This window comes from Pseudomonas sp. MWU13-2517 (assembly GCF_023242545.1).
Taxonomy (GTDB): domain Bacteria; phylum Pseudomonadota; class Gammaproteobacteria; order Pseudomonadales; family Pseudomonadaceae; genus Aquipseudomonas.
In genome coordinates this window covers 212,169-226,484 of the sequence record NZ_JALMFA010000002.1, presented here as the reverse complement: position 1 = coordinate 226,484, position 14,316 = coordinate 212,169, and the positions used below count along the sequence as shown (strand labels likewise).

The 14,316-nt window shown below is 59.7% G+C and carries 15 protein-coding genes; 8 read left to right on the top strand and 7 right to left on the bottom strand.

The window, feature by feature from the left end; translation table 11 throughout:
* Positions 1-14: 14 nt before the first annotated feature.
* The gene (locus tag M5B97_RS03625) at positions 15-1,517 is read right to left on the bottom strand and encodes a nucleobase:cation symporter-2 family protein (RefSeq protein WP_134659704.1); all 1,503 of its coding nucleotides are present in this window, start codon (positions 1,515-1,517) and stop codon (positions 15-17) included.
* Positions 1,518-1,675: 158 nt separating this feature from the next.
* Here M5B97_RS03625 and M5B97_RS03620 point away from each other — a divergent pair, with 158 nt between their 5' ends.
* Positions 1,676-2,509: a nucleoside-binding protein gene (locus M5B97_RS03620; RefSeq protein WP_248730768.1), complete on the top strand. Its 834-nt coding sequence runs from the start codon at positions 1,676-1,678 to the stop codon at positions 2,507-2,509.
* A gap of 65 nt (positions 2,510-2,574) precedes the next feature.
* Here the strand turns inward: M5B97_RS03620 and punC are convergent, their stop codons facing one another.
* Positions 2,575-3,759: a purine nucleoside transporter PunC gene (gene punC / locus M5B97_RS03615; protein ID WP_248730767.1), complete on the bottom strand. Its 1,185-nt coding sequence runs from the start codon at positions 3,757-3,759 to the stop codon at positions 2,575-2,577.
* A gap of 122 nt (positions 3,760-3,881) precedes the next feature.
* Here punC and punR point away from each other — a divergent pair, with 122 nt between their 5' ends.
* A complete protein-coding gene (punR, locus tag M5B97_RS03610; protein ID WP_248730766.1) occupies positions 3,882-4,799 on the top strand; it encodes a DNA-binding transcriptional activator PunR in 918 nt (305 codons plus the stop codon).
* On the opposite strand, the gene M5B97_RS03605 is transcribed toward punR, so the two are convergent.
* Positions 4,777-5,949, bottom strand: coding sequence for an aspartate aminotransferase family protein (locus M5B97_RS03605; protein ID WP_123715142.1), 1,173 nt, complete (start codon positions 5,947-5,949; stop codon positions 4,777-4,779). The two genes, punR and M5B97_RS03605, sit on opposite strands and share 23 nt — an antisense overlap.
* Positions 5,950-6,052: 103 nt before the next feature.
* On the opposite strand from M5B97_RS03605, the gene M5B97_RS03600 reads away from it, so the two are divergent.
* Positions 6,053-6,958, top strand: a complete 906-nt coding sequence (locus M5B97_RS03600; protein WP_248730765.1) for a LysR family transcriptional regulator — start codon at positions 6,053-6,055, stop codon at positions 6,956-6,958.
* Here M5B97_RS03600 and M5B97_RS03595 read toward each other — a convergent pair.
* Together M5B97_RS03595 and fabV are read right to left on the bottom strand one after the other, a co-directional pair.
* Positions 6,955-7,578: an HAD family phosphatase gene (locus M5B97_RS03595; protein ID WP_248730764.1), complete on the bottom strand. Its 624-nt coding sequence runs from the start codon at positions 7,576-7,578 to the stop codon at positions 6,955-6,957. The two genes, M5B97_RS03600 and M5B97_RS03595, sit on opposite strands and share 4 nt — an antisense overlap.
* 151 nt (positions 7,579-7,729) lie before the next feature.
* Positions 7,730-8,923: an enoyl-ACP reductase FabV gene (gene fabV, locus M5B97_RS03590; RefSeq protein WP_123715139.1), complete on the bottom strand. Its 1,194-nt coding sequence runs from the start codon at positions 8,921-8,923 to the stop codon at positions 7,730-7,732.
* 274 nt (positions 8,924-9,197) lie between these two features.
* Between fabV and M5B97_RS03585 the strand changes: the two genes are divergently transcribed.
* From M5B97_RS03585 to M5B97_RS03565, 5 genes are all read left to right on the top strand, one after another.
* On the top strand, positions 9,198-10,022 hold the full coding sequence (locus M5B97_RS03585; RefSeq protein ID WP_248730763.1) for an aspartyl/asparaginyl beta-hydroxylase domain-containing protein: 825 nt from the start codon (positions 9,198-9,200) through the stop codon (positions 10,020-10,022).
* A 151-nt stretch (positions 10,023-10,173) separates the two neighbouring features.
* Positions 10,174-11,547, top strand: a complete 1,374-nt coding sequence (gene ppnN / locus M5B97_RS03580; RefSeq protein ID WP_248730762.1) for a nucleotide 5'-monophosphate nucleosidase PpnN — start codon at positions 10,174-10,176, stop codon at positions 11,545-11,547.
* Positions 11,548-11,845: 298 nt separating this feature from the next.
* Positions 11,846-12,103: an AbrB/MazE/SpoVT family DNA-binding domain-containing protein gene (locus M5B97_RS03575; protein ID WP_134659692.1), complete on the top strand. Its 258-nt coding sequence runs from the start codon at positions 11,846-11,848 to the stop codon at positions 12,101-12,103.
* Complete coding sequence (locus tag M5B97_RS03570) at positions 12,100-12,495, top strand: type II toxin-antitoxin system VapC family toxin (protein ID WP_134659690.1); 396 nt, start codon at positions 12,100-12,102, stop codon at positions 12,493-12,495. Before M5B97_RS03575 ends, M5B97_RS03570 begins: the two co-directional genes overlap by 4 nt.
* A 70-nt stretch (positions 12,496-12,565) precedes the next feature.
* A complete protein-coding gene (locus tag M5B97_RS03565; protein ID WP_177421605.1) occupies positions 12,566-12,940 on the top strand; it encodes a hypothetical protein in 375 nt (124 codons plus the stop codon).
* A 7-nt stretch (positions 12,941-12,947) separates the two neighbouring features.
* Here the strand turns inward: M5B97_RS03565 and M5B97_RS03560 are convergent, their stop codons facing one another.
* Both M5B97_RS03560 and M5B97_RS03555 read right to left on the bottom strand, forming a co-directional pair.
* On the bottom strand, positions 12,948-13,277 hold the full coding sequence (locus M5B97_RS03560) for a YXWGXW repeat-containing protein (protein ID WP_123715135.1): 330 nt from the start codon (positions 13,275-13,277) through the stop codon (positions 12,948-12,950).
* Positions 13,278-13,405: 128 nt separating this feature from the next.
* Entirely contained in the window at positions 13,406-14,302 is an 897-nt protein-coding gene (locus tag M5B97_RS03555) for a LysR family transcriptional regulator (protein WP_248730761.1), read from the bottom strand.
* Positions 14,303-14,316 lie beyond the last annotated feature (14 nt).

Below are 14,316 nucleotides of genomic sequence, written 5' to 3'. Positions count from 1 at the left end.
CCCGCCCCCACCGTTCAGACCTCGCTGGTCTCAGGCTTTGCCGACTTCTTCGGCACATCGGCCAGTAACGGGATCTCCGTCCCCTGTGCATCAAACAACTTGCCGCCACTGAAGTAATCCCCGTCACGCAGTGCCGCCACATCGTGGAAGCACAAACTGCGCTCCGTCCCCGCCACGAACACCGATTGCTGGTCCGAATTACCGACGGTGAAGTGGTTGAACGCCAGGTTCAGCAAAATGGCCATGATCGCCGACGAACTGATCCCCGAATGGAAAATCGTCGCAAACCAAGTAGGAAAGTGATCATAGAAACTCGGCGCCGCGATGGGGATCATGCCGAAACCGATTGAAGTGGCGACGATGATCAGGTTCATATTGTTGCGATAGTCCACCTTGGACAAGGTGCGAATGCCACTGGCCGCCACGGTGCCGAACAGCACAATACCGGCTCCCCCGAGTACCGAGGTCGGCACCGCTGCGATCACTCGCCCCATGAAGGGCAGCAAGCCGAGCACCACCAAGAACACGCCGCCCGTGGCCACCACAAAACGACTTTTCACTCCGGTCACCGCCACCAGCCCGACATTCTGTGCGAACGCACTCTGAGTGAAAGAACCGAAAATCGGCGCGAACATACTCGACAGCATGTCAGCACGCAGGCCGTTACCGAGGCGCTTGGAATCGACTTTGGTATCGATGATCTCGCCCACGGCCAGGATATCCGCCGAGGTTTCCACCAGCGTTACCATGACCACAATGCACATGGAGATGATCGCGGCCACATGGAAGGTAGGCACGCCGAAATGGAAGGGTGCAGGGAAACCGAACATCGGCCCCTGGGTCACGCCGGAAAAGTCGGCCATGCCGAGCAATACCGCGATCACCGTGCCTATCACCATCGCCAGCAGGATCGACAAGCGTGAAATGGTCGCGCTGCCGATCTTGCTCAGCAGCAACACCAGTACCAGGGTCAATGCGGCCAGGCCTATATTCGCCATGCTGCCGAAATCGGGCGCACGGCTATTACCGCCCATGGCCCACCGTGCCGCAACGGGCATCAGGGTCAGGCCGATGGTGGTGATGACGATGCCAGTCACCAGCGGCGGGAAGAACTTGGTGATCCTTGAGAATACCGGCGTGATCAACAACCCGATAAACGACGCGGCCATCACCGCCCCGAGAATCGCCGGCACGCCACCGGCGCCATCACTGCCGACAATCGCCACCATCGTCGCCACACCGGCGAACGAAACGCCTTGCACCAGCGGCAGCTGACAACCGAAGAACGGCAGGCCAAGGGTTTGCAACAAGGTCGCCAAACCACCGGCAAACAACGAGGCCGCGATCAGCAGGCCAATATCCGCGGGTGATAAGCCGGCCGCCTGGCCGACGATCAACGGTACCGCGACGATGCCGCCGTACATGGTGAGCACGTGCTGCAGGCCGTAAGCCATATTGGCGGCGACGCCGAGATTTTCATCTTCTGGCCGCTGCGATGACGCCTTCGGAATAGTCATGGTGAGGGGTTCTCTGTTTTTGTTGTGCAAGCACTGTATGCAATGTCATGGCTCGATGTCCATAGAGTTGTATACAAACAATTGAACAAGATACCCTCCAACGGCGTTACAAAAACAATCCGGCCGTCATGAGCCAGAACGCCAAAGGACCTGAAACAATGAAAAAGGCATTACAAGGTGCAACCGTTGCCCTCACTCTCCTCGGCGGTGGGGAGGCCGTTGCAGTGGAATGGATGAACAACAGCTTGGGATTTCGCTACGGACAGCACTTCACCAACCCGAATAACCCCGACGACTTCAGCAAGCGCATCTACAGTTTTACCCACGCCAGCGGCTACCAGTACGGCAGCAACTACCTCAATCTCGATGTGTTCCTCTCCGACAGCCGCGACCCACGCAAGGGCACCGACCATGGCGGCAGTGAGGTGTATGCCGTCTATCGGCACCAGTTGTACGCGTCGCGGGTATTCGATGTGCCGCTCGGTACCGGGCTGATCAAGGACTACGCGCTGACACTGGGCTTTGACGCCAACCGCAACAACAACTTCGCCTCGGCCAAAAAGCGCGCACTGGTAGCCGGCCCGACGTTGAAATTCAACACCGTCGGCGTGCTGGACCTGAGCCTTTTGTACTACAAGGAACGAAACCATACCGGCATCCCAGGTGCGAAGGAGTCCAATCACACCTTCGACGACACCTACATGCTCAACCTGACGTGGATGCGCCCGTTTGAAATCGCCAACCATGCGGCCAAATTCCAGGGTTTCATCAATTATGTCGGGGAAAAAGGCGAGGACTACCACGGCCGCGATACTGCGCCGGAAGCGCTGATGCGCACGGCGTTGATGGTGGCGGTGCGGCCGGGGAAAAGCGTCAAGCCGAACCTGTATCTCGGGCTGGGCTACGAGTACTGGCACAACAAGTTCGGCGTTGACGGCGGCCGGGGCAGCCGCACATCTACGCCGACGCTGAATATGGAAGTCACGTTCTAACCGAAGACCCCAATCAAAATGTGGGAGGACGGTGCCTTCCCACATTTTTTGAACAGGTTGTCAGTTCACGCGTTGGCCAATTCCGAATGATCCGTCTTCGACCGCGCCAACCAATACCCCAGCACCGCCATCGGCGCGGTCGCCAGCATCACGATCACGGTAATCAGCAACGGCTGGTCGAGCATCGACGACACCAGCAGGCTGCTGAGAAAGCAAAGGCCCAGCTGCAGGGTGTTTTGCAGGGCCGCCGCCTTGCCGGAGTTTTCCGCAAACGGCATCAGCGCATTCGCCACCACGATGGGGTAACTGGCGCCGTTGACCAATGCCATCAGGCAGAACGGGATCAGCAACGTGGTGAGGGTCGGCACCGTCAATGTGGCGACCAGATACAACGCCACCATGCTGATGCAGTAGGCCAGCAGCAACCACGGCAGCAGGGTTTTACCCTGGTAACGCTGCAGTGCGCTGCGGCAACTGTAGCCACCGATGAGAAACGCCAAGGTCGGCAGCACATAGCTCAGGCCAATGTCATTCGGGCTATAGCCCATGCCACCAAGGATAAACGGCGAAGCGGTCAGCCAAGCGAAGAAACTGGCGGAACACGCAGCGAAGATCATTACATTGCCGATGAACACGCGAGACGTCAGCAACTGGCCGTACCCCAGGCGTGAAGGTTTGCCCTCCTCTGCCTGACGTTTCGGCATTTTGCGCAGGAACAGCGTCGGCAGCAGCAACAACAGCGCCACACCCAGCAAGACCCCGAAGATCGCCTGCCAGCCAAAGTGATTCAACACCAGCGCCCCCAACAACGGCGCCAGGGCCGGCGACAGCGACATCAGCGGCATGATGCCGGCAAACACACGGTGAGCTTTGTCGGCCGGGTAGCGGTCGATCACCAGGGCCTGCCAACTCACCGCGGCGGAACACACGCCAATCGCCTGTATGAAGCGCAATGCCAGCAACTGCGGCGCGGTCTCGACCCAGAACATGCCGAGGCAGCCCAGCACAAACAGGCTAAGGCCCGTGAGCAGGATCGGCTTGCGCCCCAGACGGTCAGACAACGGCCCCCACAACAACTGCCCCACCGCAAAACCGGCGAGGAAAATACTCAAGCTGGCGCCCACGGCACCCGCACCAATCTGCAACTGCTCGCCCATGGCACCGAATGCCGGCAAGTACATGTCCATGGCGAGATAACCGAGCATGCTCAGCCCCGCCAGATACCCCGTAAAACCAAACGAATTTTTCATCGAAACCTTTGAGAACTTGCCATCAAACAATTTGTTGACCGACGCCCATTATGAAGCTGACAGTTTTGCTGTGAAGCGATAATAATTGGACACTCTTATCAATATTTTTGAAGGCAAGTCCCATGTGGTCCGAATACTCCCTGGATGTAGTCGATGCCGTGGCACGCCATGGCAGCTTCAGCGCCGCGGCCCAGGAGTTGCACCGCGTACCCTCGGCCATCAGCTACACGGTGCGTCAGATTGAAGAATGGCTGGCGGTGCCTCTGTTTGTGCGGCGGCATCGCGATGTCGAACTGACCCCGGCCGGCCGCCTGTTTATCGACGAAGCCCGTGGTGTGATGAAAAAAATGCTCGGCACGCGGCGTTTATGCCAGCAAGTGGCGAACGGCTGGAGCGGTCAATTGAAAGTCGCCGTTGACTCCATCGTCAAACCGCAGCGCTGCCGCCAGTTGGTGTTGGACTTCTACCGGCAGTTTCCCGAGGTGGAATTGCTGTTGGAGTACGAAGTGTACAACGGCGTGTGGGACGCCCTGGCCGATGAGCGCACCGACATCGTCATCGGCGCCACCAGTGCGGTTCCGGTGGCCAGCCACTTCACCTTTCGCGACATGGGCTTGCTGAACTGGTTGTGCGTGGCCAGCGCCAAGCACCCATTGGCGGCGGTTGAAGGTTTGCTCAGTGATGATCAATTGCGCCCGTTCGCGTCACTGTGCATGACCGATACCTCGCGCAACCTGCCCAAGCGCGATACCTGGACCCTGGATAACCAACGGCGCCTGGTGGTGCCCAACTGGGCCTCGGCGCTGGATTGCCTGCGCGACGGCCTGTGCGTCGGCATGGCGCCGGCGCATCAGGTGTTGCCATGGATCGAACGCGGTGAACTGGTCGCGCTGCAGTTGCGCAGACCGTTCCCGGCCAGCCCGTCGTGCGTGGCCTGGGCCCAGAACAAACTGTCTCCGGCCATGGCGTGGCTGCTGGAATACCTGGGCGATACCGAGACGTTGAACCAGGAATGGCTTAATGGTCCAGTAAACGGGTGATTGCCCTCACGATCATATCGACCTCTTTGCCCGCCAGGGTCAACGGCGGCAACAGGCGGATGATCTTGCCCCGCGTCACGTTGATCAACAGCCCATGTTCCTGGGCGGCTCGCTGGGTCAGGTCGCGATAAGGGCTGGCCAGCTCGATACCGATCATCAAGCCCAGCCCGCGAATCGCCAGCACCTGCGGGTGCTCGCTCAGTTCCACCCGCAACCGCGCCAACAAGCGTTCGCCCTGTTGCGCGGCGTTCTGCAGCAAACCTTGCTCTTCAATAATATCCAGCACGGTGCAACCCACGCGGCACGCCAACGGGTTACCGCCGAAGGTACTGCCATGGCTGCCCGGGGTGAACAACTGAGCCACTGCAGCGCGCGCCAGGCAAGCACCGATCGGCACGCCGTTGCCGAGGCCTTTGGCCAGGGTCATTACGTCCGGGGTAATGCTCTCGTGCTGGAAGGCAAACCAGGTGCCGGTACGGCCGATACCGGTCTGGATTTCGTCGAGCATCATCAGCCAACCGTGGCGCGTGCAGTGATCACGCAGGGCTTTCAGGTAACCGGGCGGTGCGGGCAACACGCCACTTTCGCCCTGGACAGGTTCCAGCAAGACGGCCGAGATGCGCGAGCCGAACTGTAGCGTGAGCGCTTCCAGAGCCGCCATATCGCCGAAGCGCACCTTGAGAAAATCCCCCGGCAAGCGCTGGAAACCCAAGCGCACCGACGGCCCGTCGCTGGCCGCCATAGTGCCCAGGGTACGGCCATGAAAGGCATTCTCCATGACCACCACCAACGGCTGCTCTATGCCTTTTTTCCAGCCATGCAGGCGCGCCAACTTCAGTGCCGTCTCGTTGGCTTCGGCACCGGAGTTGTTGAAGAACGCACGGTCCAGGCCGGACAACTGGGTCAGGCGCCGAGCCAGCTGTTGTTGCCAGTCAATGCTGTAGAGGTTGGAAGTGTGCAGCAACAAACCGGCCTGCTCACTGATGGCCGTCACCAGCTTCGGATGGGAATGCCCCACATTGGTCACTGCGACACCGGCCACTGCATCGAGGTATTCACGGCCCTGCTGGTCCCACAGGCGTGTGCCCAGGCCACGGGTAAAACTCAAGGCCAAGGGTTGATAAGTGTCCATCAGGCAGGCGGCGGTCATGGCGGCGGGCTCCAGTGCATCATTGTGATGGGTCCAGTATCGTTAGCCACCCAAGCTGGATAAACTGCACATTCCTGCAATGACTTTAAACCAGGACTTGATAATGGATCTGTTCCAGGCAATGTCGGTGTACGTGAAAGTGGTGGAAGCTGGCAGCATGACCGCCGCGGCGCACGCCTGCGGCATGTCGACCACCATGGTCGGCAACCACTTGCGCGCCCTGGAACAAAGACTGGGCGTCAGCCTGCTCAAGCGCACCACCCGCAAACAAAGCCTTACGGAGTTCGGCGGGCAGTATTACCAACGTTGCCTGGAAGTGCTCGGGCTGGTGGCTGACTCGGAGCAATGGGCGGAGCAAGCCCATAGCGACGCTCCCAAAGGCACCTTGCGCATCACGGCCCCTCCAGTGTTCGGCACAGAGCGACTGGCGCCGGCCTTGAGCGAATTTGCCCAGCGCTACCCCCTGATCAATCTGTACGTGGTGCTGAGCAATCAGCGCATGGACCTGGTCGACAGCGGCTTCGACGTGGCGATTCGCCTGGGCGAGCTGGAACCCTCAAGCCTGATCGCCAGGCCCATGCAGGACTACACCCTGACCCTCTGCGCCTCACCGATTTACCTGGCGCGACGCGGTACGCCGCAGGTGCCCAAGGACCTGCGACAGCACGATTGCCTGGCGTTCGCGTACCCCTCGACCGACGACTGGCGCAATGCCGACAAACTGTGGCGCATGACCGGCCAGGAAGGCGAAGTGGAAGTTGCCGTGTCCGGCTCGCTGACGATCAACAGCTCCCAAGGCCTGCATCAGGCGGCGGTACAGGGCATGGGCATCGTGATGCTACCTGACGCCCTCGTCCGACCCGACCTGCAGGCCGGAAAACTGGTGGCGCTGTTGACCGACTATCAACTGCCCTGCCGCCCTATGCACCTGCTGTACCGCCAGGACCGCTATCGCCTGCCCAAATTGCGTGCCTTCGTCGACTTCGTCATGGAAAAGTGGGCGCGCTAGAACGCCACGCCCAACTCACGCAGACGCGCAGCCGTACGCTCGGCCGAGACATGGTGAATGCCCTGCCAACCGAGTGCGACCGCCGCCTCGGCATTGCCGGCGACGTCATCGATAAACACCACTTCGCCTGGCTGGATATCCGGCAGATGGGCGCGCACCTGTTCCAGGCTCGCGTGATAGATCGCCGCGTCCGGCTTGATCTGCTTCAACTCGCCCGACACCACGATGTCGCGAAAGCGCTGCAGGAATGGGTAGTTGGCACGCGCATAAGGGAACGTCTCGGCCGACCAGTTGGTGAGCCCGAACAGAGGCATGCCGGCTGCGTGCAGCGCTTCGAGAATCGCCACGCCTTCGGGCAACGGGCCGCGCAGCATCTCGTGCCAGCGGTCGTAGTAAGCCTGGATCAAGGGTTCGTGTTGAGGGTATTGCTCGATCAGGCGGCGCGTGCCGTCCGCCAGGCTGCGGCCAGCGTCCTGCTCGGTGTTCCAGGCTTGGGTGCAGATGTTATCGAGAAACCATTGCCGCTCTTGGTCGCCGGCAATCAGCTTGCGATACAGATGTTGCGGGTTCCAGTCGAACAGGACACCGCCAAAATCAAAAACTACTGCACGAATCGTCATCAGATCCTCCGTTAGCGTGGCTTGATAGCCGAAGGAGTCTGGCAGATTGTGAGGGAAGGTGGGAGCGCGAGGGGGGGGTGTAAGAACCTTTCAGGTTTACACGAGAAAAGTGGGAGGGAGGCAAAGCTCCCTCCCACTTTCAGACTGCGTCTCAGGCTTGAATCAGGCCATTGATCTTCACAGTCGGGTTCACGTCAGCGTCGTAATCCACGCCGTCGATTTCAAAGCCGAACAAGCGCAGGAATTCTGCCTTGTAGCCGGCAAAATCGCTGATCTCGTTGACGTTTTCGTCGGTGACCTGGTTCCACAGGGCCGCCACGGCGTCCTGGACTTTCGGTTCCAGCTCGGCCAGGTCGGCACGCAGGCGACCGTCGGCGTCCAGCTTGGGCTCTTTGCCGTACAGGCTGTCCTTGAACAGGCCGTAGACCTGCTCGATGCAACCTTCGTGGGTGCCCTGCTCTTTCATCACTTTGAATAGCAGCGACAGGTACAGCGGCATGATCGGGATGGCCGAGCTGGCCTGGGTGACCACGGCCTTGAGTACCGACACACGGGCGTCGCCCTTCAGCGCGGCGAGGTTGTCGCGCAAGGTCAGGACCTTCTTGTCCAGGTCTTTCTTGGCTTCGCCGATGGAGCCGTTCCAGTAGATGTCCTGGGTCAGCTTCTCACCAAGATAGGTAAAGGCGGTGGTCTTGGCGCCTTCGGCGAGCACGTCGGCGTCACGCAGGGCGTCGATCCACAGTTGCCAATCTTCGCCACCCATCACTTTGACGGTGCCGTCGATTTCTTCCTGGGTGGCCGGCTCAAGGGTGGTGTCGACCACAACACCCTTGTCGGTGTTGATACCGCGCAGGGTCACAGCCTTGCCGATAGGCTTGAGGGTGGAGTTGTGCACCACGCCTTGCGGGTCGGTACGGCGCGGCGCGGCCAGGCTGTAGACCACCAGGTCGATCTTGCCCAGGTCTTTCTTGATGGTTTCGATGGTCAGGCGCTTGATCTCGTCGGAGAACGCGTCGCCGTTGATGCTCTTGGCGTACAGGCCTTTTTCGACGGCAAACTTCTCGAACGCGGCGCTGTTGTACCAGCCGGCGGAGCTCAGCTTGCCTTCTTCGCCTTCCTTCTCAAAAAACACGCCCAGGGTGTCGGCGCCGCAACCAAACGCAGCACTGATGCGCGCGGCCAGGCCGTAACCGGTGGAGGCGCCGAGGACCAGCACCTTTTTCGGGCCGCCTTCGATGGCGCCGTGTTGGGTGACGTAGTCGATCTGCTCTTTGACGTTCGCTTCACAGCCAACAGGGTGAGCGGTCACACAGATAAAGCCACGAACCCGCGGTTTGATGATCATAAAAATTCTGCCTCTTCCAAGGTGCCGAAGGCCAATAGTGGCCATTCAACTTCAATCGTACCGGTCTATGACGTCCGAAAAACCGAAGCGTCACGATAGACGCAAATCTTCTGTTCTCAAAATTCAATCCACAAAACATCAGGACGGCCATAACACCTGTTAAAAATTGTGCCGGGGCTTCACAAATTCGCAATATTTAAACCGCCAGGCAACGTCATAAAGTCCTATCATGGGCGGATTGTTTCGCTTTGTTTCCGGTCCGGAGCCATGTTTCATGAGTAAAAGTGCTGTTCGCAAAAAGCTGGTATCAGTTGCCTGGGTGCTTGGCGTTCTGCTGTTTATCTACTGCTTCCCACGCACCAGCCTGGTATTTCTGCTGCTGGTGGTGTTCTGCGGCCTGTACGATTTCCTGCGCAACGGCCTGTATGACCGTGACACCATCAAGAAGTACTTCATCGGGAACGGCCGCAATACGTGGATATTGGCACCGTTCAATACATTGTTCGACCTGTTGAGCAGCCGCAACCGCCATGTTTACACCATGCGCGACCTGCCGCCCGCCTGGCGCGAGGACCTGCAACAGGTGATCGATGACGCCATGGCCAACAAAGATGAAATCATCAGTTACCTGGATGAGCGCATGGCCGAGAAGAAGCGCGGCATGCTGTTCTTCCAATGGTACGGCCGACCGATCGAAACCACCCTGGACATCCCGCAACTGCGCAAGAAACTGCCGTTTGTGAAGACCATCGGCGTCTCGGTATTCAACGAGAACCGCTCGACCTCCTTCCATTTCGGCCCCCTGCGCATGATGTTCCGCGTGCTCTACAACATGGCACCGGCACCGCACCATGAAGGCGTCTACATTCAGGTGGGCAAGCACAAGCACTACTGGCACGACGACCCATTGTTTATTTTCGATGACACCTTGATGCATGCGTCCTTCAACAAGAACAATGCGAAACGCTACTGCCTGTTCATCGATATCGTGCGCCCGACCCCGCTGCCGGGCGTGCTCAACGCCGTGATCTCAGGCTTTGCCGGCCTGGTCTTCACCCTGCGTCGGGTTTTCTACAAAAACTGGAAGCTGATTCAGTAAGTTCTGCGGCATGATGGTGCCGGACGGTGTTTGCGCCCAGCCTGTGAGGCGGCCAGAATAACGGTCCAGTGCGCCCGAGTTCGGGCGCCCACCATTCCCAGGCCATCGCCGCTCCCGTGGGAGGCGATGGCTGTGCTTTCAAGGAATCAGAATGCCCCAACGTCAAGTCATCAATGCCTCCGTCAGCCCCAAGGGCAGCCTCGAAACCCTCTCCCAGCGTGAAGTGCAACAACTGAGTGAAGCCGGCACCGGCAGCATCTACACCCTGTTCCGTCAATGTGCCCTGGCCATTCTCAACACCGGCGCGCATATCGACAACGCCAAGACCATCCTCGACGCCTACAAAGACTTTGAAGTGCGTATCCACCAGCAGGATCGCGGCGTACGCCTGGAACTGCTGAATGCCCCGGCCGATGCGTTCGTCGATGGTGAAATGATCGCCAGCACCCGTGAGATGCTGTTCAGCGCCCTGCGTGACATCATCTACACCGAGAACGAGCTGGACAGCCAGCGCATCGACCTGAGCAATTCCCAAGGCATCACCGACTACGTGTTCCACCTGCTGCGCAACGCCCGCACGCTGCGCGCCGGGGTCGAACCGAAGATCGTGGTGTGCTGGGGCGGCCACTCCATCAACACCGAAGAATACAAATACACCAAGAAAGTCGGGCACGAACTGGGCCTGCGCAGCCTTGACGTATGTACCGGCTGCGGCCCCGGCGTGATGAAAGGCCCGATGAAAGGCGCGACCATTTCCCACGCCAAACAACGCATCACCAACGGCCGTTACCTGGGCCTGACCGAGCCGGGCATCATCGCCGCCGAAGCGCCGAACCCGATCGTCAACGAGCTGGTGATCCTGCCGGATATCGAAAAACGCCTGGAAGCCTTCGTGCGCGTCGGCCACGGCATCATCATCTTCCCGGGCGGCGCCGGTACAGCCGAAGAGTTCCTGTACCTGCTGGGCATCCTGATGCACCCGGACAACCGCGACCTGCCATTCACGGTCATCCTCACCGGGCCGAAACACGCCGCGCCGTACCTTGAACAATTGCATGCATTCGTCGGTGCCACCCTGGGCGAGGCGGCGCAAAAGCACTACCAGATCATCATCGACAATCCGGCCGAAGTGGCACGGCAGATGACGAGCGGCCTCAAGGCCGTGAAACAGTTCCGTCGCGAGCGCAACGACGCGTTCCACTTCAACTGGCTGCTGAAGATCGACGAAGGCTTCCAGCGCCCATTCGACCCGACGCACGAGAACATGGCCAGCCTGCAACTGAGCCACGCGCTGCCGCCGCATGAACTGGCGGCCAACCTGCGCCGGGCGTTTTCGGGCATCGTGGCCGGCAACGTCAAGGACAAAGGCATTCGCCTGATCGAACAGAACGGCCCCTACGAGATCCATGGCGACCCGGCCATCATGAAACCGCTGGATGAGCTACTGAAGGCATTCGTGGCCCAACACCGCATGAAGCTTCCGGGTGGCGCCGCGTATGTTCCGTGCTATCGCGTTGTTCAATAAAGGTGCTCAGTAAAGGTGGCTGAGTAATCCGCGCAGCACCTTCACATTATTGATTTCCACCCACGGGCCAGGGTGCGCCAGTTTGCGCACCCCGGCCGTGGCTCCAGGCGCAATGCCCACGTGGAAACAGGCGGTCGGTCATATGCTGTATCTCTTTGCAGGCGTTTTCGGGCGTGTCGACGGGGTAAACCGGACTATCGTTTTTTAACTGTGCCGATCAACTCGCACCAGAAGAGCACCTATGGACCAACGGATCTTGTCCTCCATAATTCCTTACCCTAAGGTAAGGAGCATAACGATGGAGATATTCAATATGGCAACCGCCACACTGACCTCAAAAGGGCAAATCACTATTCCGGTCCAAGTCAGAACAGCCTTGGGCCTGGAAACCGGAGACCGCGTAGAGTTTGTCGAAATGGAAGACGGCAGGTTTTCCATCATTGCCGCCAGCAAAACCGTACACGACCTCAAGGGCCTGGTCCGTAAACCTGCCAGGGCTGTCTCGATCGAAGACATGAACCGCGCCATCGCCACGCAAGGAGCAAAAGCCGGATGATCGGCCTGGATACCAACGTGTTGGTGCGCTACGTCACCCAGGATGATCCCGTGCAATCCCCCAAGGCGTGCGAGCTGATCGAATCGCTCACCACGCTTTCGCCAGGCTTTGTCAGCCTGGTGTCGGTGGTGGAATTGGTGTGGGTCTTACAAAGCTGCTACCAATGCGCCAAAAGCGAATTGGTGACGGTTTTGGAGACGCTGTTGCGCACCCGCGAATTGATCATCGAACAGGCGGAAATCGTTTGGCAGGCACTGCGGCGGTTCACGGCGAGCAAGGCCGATTTTGCCGACTGCCTGATCGAGCGCTGCGCCCATTCGGCAGGGTGTGAATACACCGCGACATTTGATCTGGATGCAGCCAAGGCAGCCGGGATGAAACGCCTGAGCTGAGCCATCGCGTTGCGGTGGCGACCAGGCTTTGGTAAAACCGCGTTCAGACCTGATCAAGAGAAACACTCACGTGCGCAAGCTGCTTTTTGCAATCTTGAGCGTGGCCCCTGCACTGGCCATCGCCGACACCATCACCTGGCCCGATCTGCCGCAAACCTGCTTCGTCAGCGGCCGCTCTGCCACCAGCGTAGATGTCGATACGGGCTGTGCGGCCTTCCTGATCAACGTGAAAGGCAAGGCGGCGGGTACGCCGATCAAGCTGGATATCCCGCAGTACGCCTTGCACGTCGACGAGGCCACCGGCAAGGAAACGCCGGTGATCATCATCCAGGCGGAAGAAAACGGCGAGATCAAGGCCGTGGGCTATAGGGAATTGGGCACCGACCAGCTCGGCGCCGCATTGCTGCGGGAGGTTCGGCTTCTAGGCACCCAGAAGCCGAGCTAGCCAAGGCTTAGCGAACCCAGCCGCCACCCTGCCAGTGGTAACCGTCACTACGTTGCACCCAATGCGGATGCACATAACGGTAACCTTCGCGCACCGGCTCCCAGTGGCCATGCACCGCCACGTATCGCCCGCCCTGCCAACGCCAGTAACCGCGCGACCAGACATAGCCGTAACGTGCTGCCGGCTCGACCTCGATCACTTGGACCGGTGGCGGTTGCGGCGCGACGACCTCGACATACTCACGCTGTACCGGTCCGCGTTCATGCACCACGCGCTCTTGCACACACCCGGACGCCGCGACGACCACTGCCGCCAAAGCTGCATAACGTAGCAACATACAAAACCCTCGGGCGTTATCGCCCAACAAACACGCTGAAAATTCCCCCTTCCTGCAGCCTCGCTCCTGCTTGGCTCTGAGTTCTTTTTAACAGGTAGTGTCTGTCGGCGGGCTGAACGGCGGGCGCCTTAAGCAGGGCCAAAACGCTGTAACACAGCGTCGACAAAGCGCCGCAGCTTGGCCGTTCGTTGCCGGTTTGCGGTGTAGACGAGGTGCATCGGGCGACTCGGTGCGTCAAAGGCCGGCAGTACGCGCACCAACTCCCCCCTGGCCAGCGCCGCACGCAAGAAATCCTCAGCCCCCAGGACAATGCCAAATCCATCCAGCGCGGCCGACATCAAGGCCCTGCTCTCATTGATCTGCAAACGGCTGGAAACCGCCACTCGGTAAGTGGCCGCACCTTGGTGGAACACCCATTCCCGATCAGCAGGGCGGGCCCAGAAGGCGTAGCCCAGGCATTCATGTTGCTCAAGGTCTGACGGTATCAGCGGTGTGCCGCGTGCCGAGAGGTAAGCCGGTGCCGCACAGGCCACCAGCCGATAAGGTGCCAAGGGCCTCGCCGTGAGGCTGTTCGTGGCCAGTGGGCCGATACGAAAGGCCACCTCATAACCTTCCTCCACCAGGTCGACGAAGCGGTCTGTCAGGTGCAGGTCGATTTCCACGTCTGGATGATCGCGCAGGAACGCTGTGATCAGAGGCATCAGGCTATAGGAGCCAAAAGTGACCGGGGCGGTGATCCTCAGCTTGCCGCGCGGCGTGTCGTTCATGATCTGCGCGAGCGAGTCGGCGGCGTCGGCTTCCGTGAGGATGTGCTTGCAACGCTCGTAGTAGGCACTGCCCAGCTCCGTCAAGCTTTGCCGGCGAGTGGTGCGATTAAGCAGGCGCGCCCCCAGACGCAGCTCAAGCGCGGCGACATGCTTGGCCACCATCTGCGGCGACATGTTCAAACGCTCGGCTGCACGTGCGTAGGAGCCCGACTCAGCGGCCACGACAAACGCATGCATGCTTGAAAGACGGTCCATCATTCCCTACTCCCAGT

What these genes read in the sequence shown, in the direction of transcription:
- M5B97_RS03625 (WP_134659704.1), bottom strand. Translation starts at nt 1,517, where the DNA reads ATGACTATTCCGAAGGCGTCATCGCAGCGGCCAGAAGATGAAAATCTC.
- M5B97_RS03620 (WP_248730768.1), top strand. Translation starts at nt 1,676, where the DNA reads ATGAAAAAGGCATTACAAGGTGCAACCGTTGCCCTCACTCTCCTCGGC.
- punC (WP_248730767.1), bottom strand. Translation starts at nt 3,759, where the DNA reads ATGAAAAATTCGTTTGGTTTTACGGGGTATCTGGCGGGGCTGAGCATG.
- punR (WP_248730766.1), top strand. Translation starts at nt 3,882, where the DNA reads ATGTGGTCCGAATACTCCCTGGATGTAGTCGATGCCGTGGCACGCCAT.
- M5B97_RS03605 (WP_123715142.1), bottom strand. Translation starts at nt 5,949, where the DNA reads ATGACCGCCGCCTGCCTGATGGACACTTATCAACCCTTGGCCTTGAGT.
- M5B97_RS03600 (WP_248730765.1), top strand. Translation starts at nt 6,053, where the DNA reads ATGGATCTGTTCCAGGCAATGTCGGTGTACGTGAAAGTGGTGGAAGCT.
- M5B97_RS03595 (WP_248730764.1), bottom strand. Translation starts at nt 7,578, where the DNA reads ATGACGATTCGTGCAGTAGTTTTTGATTTTGGCGGTGTCCTGTTCGAC.
- fabV (WP_123715139.1), bottom strand. Translation starts at nt 8,923, where the DNA reads ATGATCATCAAACCGCGGGTTCGTGGCTTTATCTGTGTGACCGCTCAC.
- M5B97_RS03585 (WP_248730763.1), top strand. Translation starts at nt 9,198, where the DNA reads ATGAGTAAAAGTGCTGTTCGCAAAAAGCTGGTATCAGTTGCCTGGGTG.
- ppnN (WP_248730762.1), top strand. Translation starts at nt 10,174, where the DNA reads ATGCCCCAACGTCAAGTCATCAATGCCTCCGTCAGCCCCAAGGGCAGC.
- M5B97_RS03575 (WP_134659692.1), top strand. Translation starts at nt 11,846, where the DNA reads ATGGAGATATTCAATATGGCAACCGCCACACTGACCTCAAAAGGGCAA.
- M5B97_RS03570 (WP_134659690.1), top strand. Translation starts at nt 12,100, where the DNA reads ATGATCGGCCTGGATACCAACGTGTTGGTGCGCTACGTCACCCAGGAT.
- M5B97_RS03560 (WP_123715135.1), bottom strand. Translation starts at nt 13,277, where the DNA reads ATGTTGCTACGTTATGCAGCTTTGGCGGCAGTGGTCGTCGCGGCGTCC.
- M5B97_RS03555 (WP_248730761.1), bottom strand. Translation starts at nt 14,302, where the DNA reads ATGATGGACCGTCTTTCAAGCATGCATGCGTTTGTCGTGGCCGCTGAG.